Annotated in this window: 5 protein-coding genes; 1 reads left to right on the forward strand and 4 read right to left on the reverse strand. The window is 69.3% G+C overall.

All coding sequences use genetic code 11. The annotated features are described in order from the left end of the window. From ACTHL9_RS16210 to ACTHL9_RS16225, 4 genes are all read right to left on the reverse strand, one after another. The coding region (locus ACTHL9_RS16210; protein WP_440520312.1) for a 3-hydroxyacyl-CoA dehydrogenase family protein at positions 1-747 on the reverse strand (747 nt) is incomplete at its 3' end. Between the two features lie 13 nt (positions 748-760). Further along, positions 761-1,696 (reverse strand): sugar phosphate isomerase/epimerase family protein, encoded by a 936-nt coding sequence (locus tag ACTHL9_RS16215; RefSeq protein WP_440520313.1) that lies wholly within the window; start codon positions 1,694-1,696, stop codon positions 761-763. Positions 1,697-1,802: 106 nt separating this feature from the next. Further along, positions 1,803-2,729, reverse strand: a complete 927-nt coding sequence (locus ACTHL9_RS16220) for an NAD(P)-dependent oxidoreductase (protein ID WP_440520314.1) — start codon at positions 2,727-2,729, stop codon at positions 1,803-1,805. After that, positions 2,722-4,218 (reverse strand): four-carbon acid sugar kinase family protein, encoded by a 1,497-nt coding sequence (locus tag ACTHL9_RS16225; protein WP_440520315.1) that lies wholly within the window; start codon positions 4,216-4,218, stop codon positions 2,722-2,724. The genes ACTHL9_RS16220 and ACTHL9_RS16225 overlap by 8 nt, the downstream gene beginning before the upstream one ends. 139 nt (positions 4,219-4,357) lie before the next feature. Between ACTHL9_RS16225 and ACTHL9_RS16230 the strand changes: the two genes are divergently transcribed. Beyond that, on the forward strand, positions 4,358-4,804 hold a 447-nt coding region (locus ACTHL9_RS16230; protein ID WP_440520316.1), incomplete at its 3' end, for a FadR/GntR family transcriptional regulator.

A 4,804-nucleotide genomic window follows, 5' to 3' on the forward strand; every position in this document is an offset into this window, starting at 1 on the left:
CACGTCGAGCCCGGCCATGTCCGCGATCGCGAACGGGCCGAAGGCCGGGAGGCGGAAGCCGAAGGTGGTGCGGACGATCGTATCGATGTCCTCGGGGGTCGCGATGCCCTCCTCGACGATCTGCGTCGCCTCGTGGAACAGTGCGTACTGGAGGCGGTTGAGCACGAAGCCGGTCGAGTCCTTGACCCGCGCGCTCTCCTTGCCGGTCGAAGCGACGATCGCCTCGACGAACGGCAGGACGCTCTCGTCGGTGCCCTCATGCGGGATGAGCTCCACGCCCGGGATGAACGGCGCGGGGTTCGAGAAGTGCACGCCCAGGAAGCGCTCGGGGCGCGCGACGGCGGTGGCCAGCTCCGCGATGCGGATGGTCGAGGTGTTCGAGCCGATGATCGCGTCCGGCCGAGCCGCCACGCTGATGCGGCGGAGCGTCTCGTGCTTGATCTCGATCTTCTCCGGGACGGCCTCCTCGATGAAGTCGGCGTCCGCGACGGCGTCCTCGATGGAGGCCGCAGGGGAGAGGTTCGCCTGGATGCGCTCGACGGCGTCGGCGGGGAAGAGGCCCTGCTCGGCGAAGTCGGCCGCCTCGGCGAGGAGGCGATCGTAGTTCTTCTTGGCGATCTCCTCGGAGATGTCCGCGATCGTGACCGTGGCGCCGGCGAGGGCCAGCGACTGGGCAATGCCGCCTCCCATGTAGCCGGAGCCGACGACGGCGATCTTGCGCTGATTTTCCGAAGCGCGCTGAGTCATGAGTCTTTCCTTCTTAGGCCTTGGGCAGGAGCGAACGGATGTACTTCTGGTTCGTGGCGCACACGCCGAGGCTGTCGCCGCCGTACTGCTCGGTGAGGATGATGCCGTTGAAGCCGAGCTTGAGGGCGTCGCGGAACACCTGCCGGTAGTTGATGAGGCCGGTTTCCATGGTCGACGGCACCGAGGTCGCCCAGCTGCCGTCGGCCGCCTCGTCGCGGGTGTAGTTCTTGACATGCCAGTAGTTGGCGTAGGGGAGGGTCTTCGCGTAGAGCTCGCGCCAGTCCTCGACGGGCCGGTGGAGGCGGATGAGGTTCGCGACGTCCGGGTTCAGGCCGACGTTGTCCAGCCCGACCTCCTCGACGAAGCGCACGGCGCTGTCGGCGGTGCCGAGGTACGTGTCCTCGTAGAGCTCAAGCGAGACCGGGAGGCCGACTTCCGCGGCGTGCTTGCCGAGCTCGCGGATCCGGCTCACGGCCAGGTTCCACATCTCCGGATCGTCGGGGTCCTTCGGGCCCTCGGCAGTCCAGAACCACAGAGCCTTCTTCTGGGCTTCGCTGAACGGCTGGTGCAGTCCGGTCGAGAAGACCTTCATGCCCCACTCAGCCGCGGCGTCGATGGTCCGGTGCGCGTATTCGAGGTTGCGCTCGTCCTGGCCCGGCATGATGACGCTCTGGCGCTGCAGGTGGACGGACGGGATGCCCACGCCGTGGGAGGCGGCGATAGCGAGGAACTCGTCGCGGCGGGCCGGCGAGAGGTCAGCCGGGCGGACGTGGCTGTCAGCGAGCTCGGCAAGCGTGAACCCGACTTCCTCGATCTGGGCGAACATGTCGTCCCAGACCTCGGGCTCGGCGTCATGCAGGCGCACGCCGTTCTCGTCGATGGTGGGGAATGCATGGAGGCACGTGGCGATGGGCCAGGTTTCGGCGGTGTATGGAGGATTCTCCGGCATGATGCTCCGTTGCAGGTGAGTGTCGATCGTACTCGATCGTAGATCCTATAGGATATATAGCCTCCTCTTGTCCGCCTCGTTTGTCAAGGAGGGGGAAGCTGGGGACCTACCCTTCGGCAGGAAGGGCCGAGCGCAGCTCGGGGGCGAGGACTCGGATCACGGACGAGTCGTCCGCGGCCTCGAGTCCCATGGCCTGACCGAGGAGGAAGAGCTGCTCCGCTGCCGCCGCGACAGGGGTTGCCAAGGCAACCTCGCGCGCGGCGCGGCCCACGATGCCCAGGTCCTTCACGAAGATGTCGAGCCGGCTCAGCACGGGCGCGCCGTCGCCGTCGTACGCCTCGAGCATGCGGCGTCCGCGGTCGCCGAGCATGAACGAGCCGGCCGCCCCCGCCGTAAGCGCGTCGAGGGTCCTCGCACGGTCCAGGCCCAACGCGTCGGCGAGGGCCAGGGCCTCGGCTGCCGCCGCGATGTGGATCCCGCACAGGAGCTGGTTCACGGTCTTGAGGGCTTGGCCATCGCCCACACGGTCGCCGACGACGGTGAGCGTCGAGGCGAGCAGGTCGAGGACTGGCCGGGCGCGCTCGATGGCGCTCTCGGGGGCACCGACGACGACGAGCAGGTCGCCGTTCCCCGCACGCACCGGACCGCCGGAAAGCGGGGCGTCGACGAGGTCCACCCCGAGCTCGGCCAGCCGCTCCGCCGTCGCCATGACGGGGCCCGTCCCCACCGTGCTAGTCAGGATGACGACCGCGCCGCGCGCGAGCTCCCGGGCTACGCCTGCTTCGCCGAACAGCACGTCCTCGAGCTGCGCTCCGTTGCGGACCGCGAGCAGCACGGCGTCCGCCCCGCGGACGGCCTCCTGCGCGGAGCCGAACGTCTCGATCCCTGCCTCCCGGGCGAGTGCGAGGCGGTTCTCGGCGATGTCGAAGCCGTGGACGGCGAGGCGTGTGGCCAAGCGCGCGGCCATCGGCAGGCCCATGGCGCCGAGGCCGAGCACGGCGACGGTGTAGCGGCCTTGGGCGGATTCAGTCATTGATCGCTTCCTTCTGATTGCTGGTGGAGCCTGCGCTGGGCTGGCCGACGCTGAGCTTGCCCACGACGTCGGCGAGGGAGCCGTCGTCGCCGACGTTGCCTGCGAACACGATGTAGGGGATGCCGCGTGCAGGTCCTTCCATGGGCTCCCAGAGCGAGACGATGCCGGGGAGCATGGGCCCGCGGACGATCCCGCGGCGGATCCCGAGCCCGTGCGCGGCGACATCGGAAGACGTGATCCCGCCCTTGGCGACGACGAAGCGTGGGCGGACGCTGGAGAGCGTCCTGCGCACGACGTCCACGAGCGCCGCAGAGACCCGCCGCGCGATCGCGAGGCTTGCCGCGGCGTCGTCGGCCGTCACGAGGGTGCGGCTCGTGTGCACGACGACGTCGCCCTCGCCGAGGGCCGCGACGACCCGCTCCGCGGTTTCCGCAACGTGGGTGTCGTCGCCGCCGAGGAGGCGTTCGACGTCGAGCTCGACGACGCGAACCGATGGCAGCCGGCGCAGGAGCGCCTCGAGCTGGCGGGTGGTCTGCCCCACGTGGGAGCCGACGACGACGAGACCGCCGCGCTCAGGAGCGTCGCCTCCGAGGGCCTCGTGAGAGCTGAGGGGTGCTCGAACCTCTTGGCCGATCCGCCCTCGCACGAACGGCGGTCCCACGCGGTAGATGAGGTTCTTGCCGCGGCGTTCGGCCTCGGCGAGTCCGAGCGCGAGCCGTCGCAGGTCGTTCTCGGTCACGATGTCGACGGCTATCGGGGTGCGGTTCGCTGCGGGCTCAAGGGCGTCCGCGATGGCAGCAGCGCTCTCCTCGGGGGTCCCGGTGCGGAGCAGCCCGAGATCCAGGACGATCACATCCGCCGCGCGGTACCGTCCCCCGGACTTCTCCTCGACATAGTCGGCAAGAGTCGAGTTCGCGTATCCGAAGGTCGCGTCCCGGGCGAACTCGGTCTCCGCGACCGGGGTGAGCGTGGCGTCGCCGTTGCGGGTGTAGTGGACGCCCCCGATGGTCAGGCGGCCGGCGTCGGGGAACGCAGGCACCATGACCACGCCATCCGTGGCTTGTCCGGCGTGGGACTCGAGGGCCTCGGCGATGGTGTCTGTCTCGAGCGGGAAGTGGCCCCTGAGCGTCGAGTCGCTGCGGCTCGTGAAGGCGAGCTCGAGGTCCAGATCCCGTGCCGCCGCAAGGGAGTTGGCGACGACCTCGCGATTCCGGGTCGCGGCCTCGGCAGGATCGAGGCTGCGGGTGTTGGTGAGGACGTAGACGGCCGCAGGCCGCTCTCCGCCACCGAAGACGCTGAACGCCCAGCGGAAGTCGTCAGGCTCCCAGGCGGTGAGGACCGGAAGATCGGCCACCGACTGCGTTCCGGTGGGGTCGTCGTCGAGCACGACCAGGACGCGCCGGGACGTGGACACGGATGCGGCCACCTGCTCGGCGGGAACCGGGACGTCAGGGGGGAACTTCGACAGCAGCTCGTCTTCGAGGATCACGGGCACCTCATCGTGGGGATAGCGGAAGGGTCAGCAGAAACATAAGATGTCTGACATATGGTGACATGATGGGAGTCACAGTGCAAGGGCCCCGCAGGAGGGGTCCTAGACTGTCGGAGAGCGAGAGGGACGGAGGACGATGGCTCGAAAGTCGCTCGTCGGCGAGGTGGCCGACGACCTTTTGGATCGGATCGTCGCGGGGGAGTTCCCTCCCGGTTCACTGGTCCCCGGCGAGCTTGAGCTCTCGGCCCAGCACCAGGTCAGCCGCATGACCGTGCGGGAAGCGATGAAGACCCTCGAGGCGCAGAGGATCCTCAGCGTCCAGCGCGGCCGAGGGACGTTCGTGAATCCCGTCCCCCAGTGGAACTCCCTCGACGCCGTCCTGCGCGCCGCGTCGGCCGAAATCGGCCATGACGTGGCCGCCGTGCAGCTCATCGAGCTGCGCCGCATGCTCGAGACCGGGGCCTGCGCCCTTGCGGCGCAGCGGATCACGCCCGAGGCGCTTGAGCGCCTCCGGGAGTGCGTCGCCGAGATGCGGGCGACTCACGCGAGCGACAGCCTCGAGGAGTTCGTCGCGGCGGACCTT

This window comes from Sinomonas sp. (genome assembly GCF_051955515.1).
In the GTDB taxonomy this organism is placed as follows: domain Bacteria; phylum Actinomycetota; class Actinomycetes; order Actinomycetales; family Micrococcaceae; genus Sinomonas.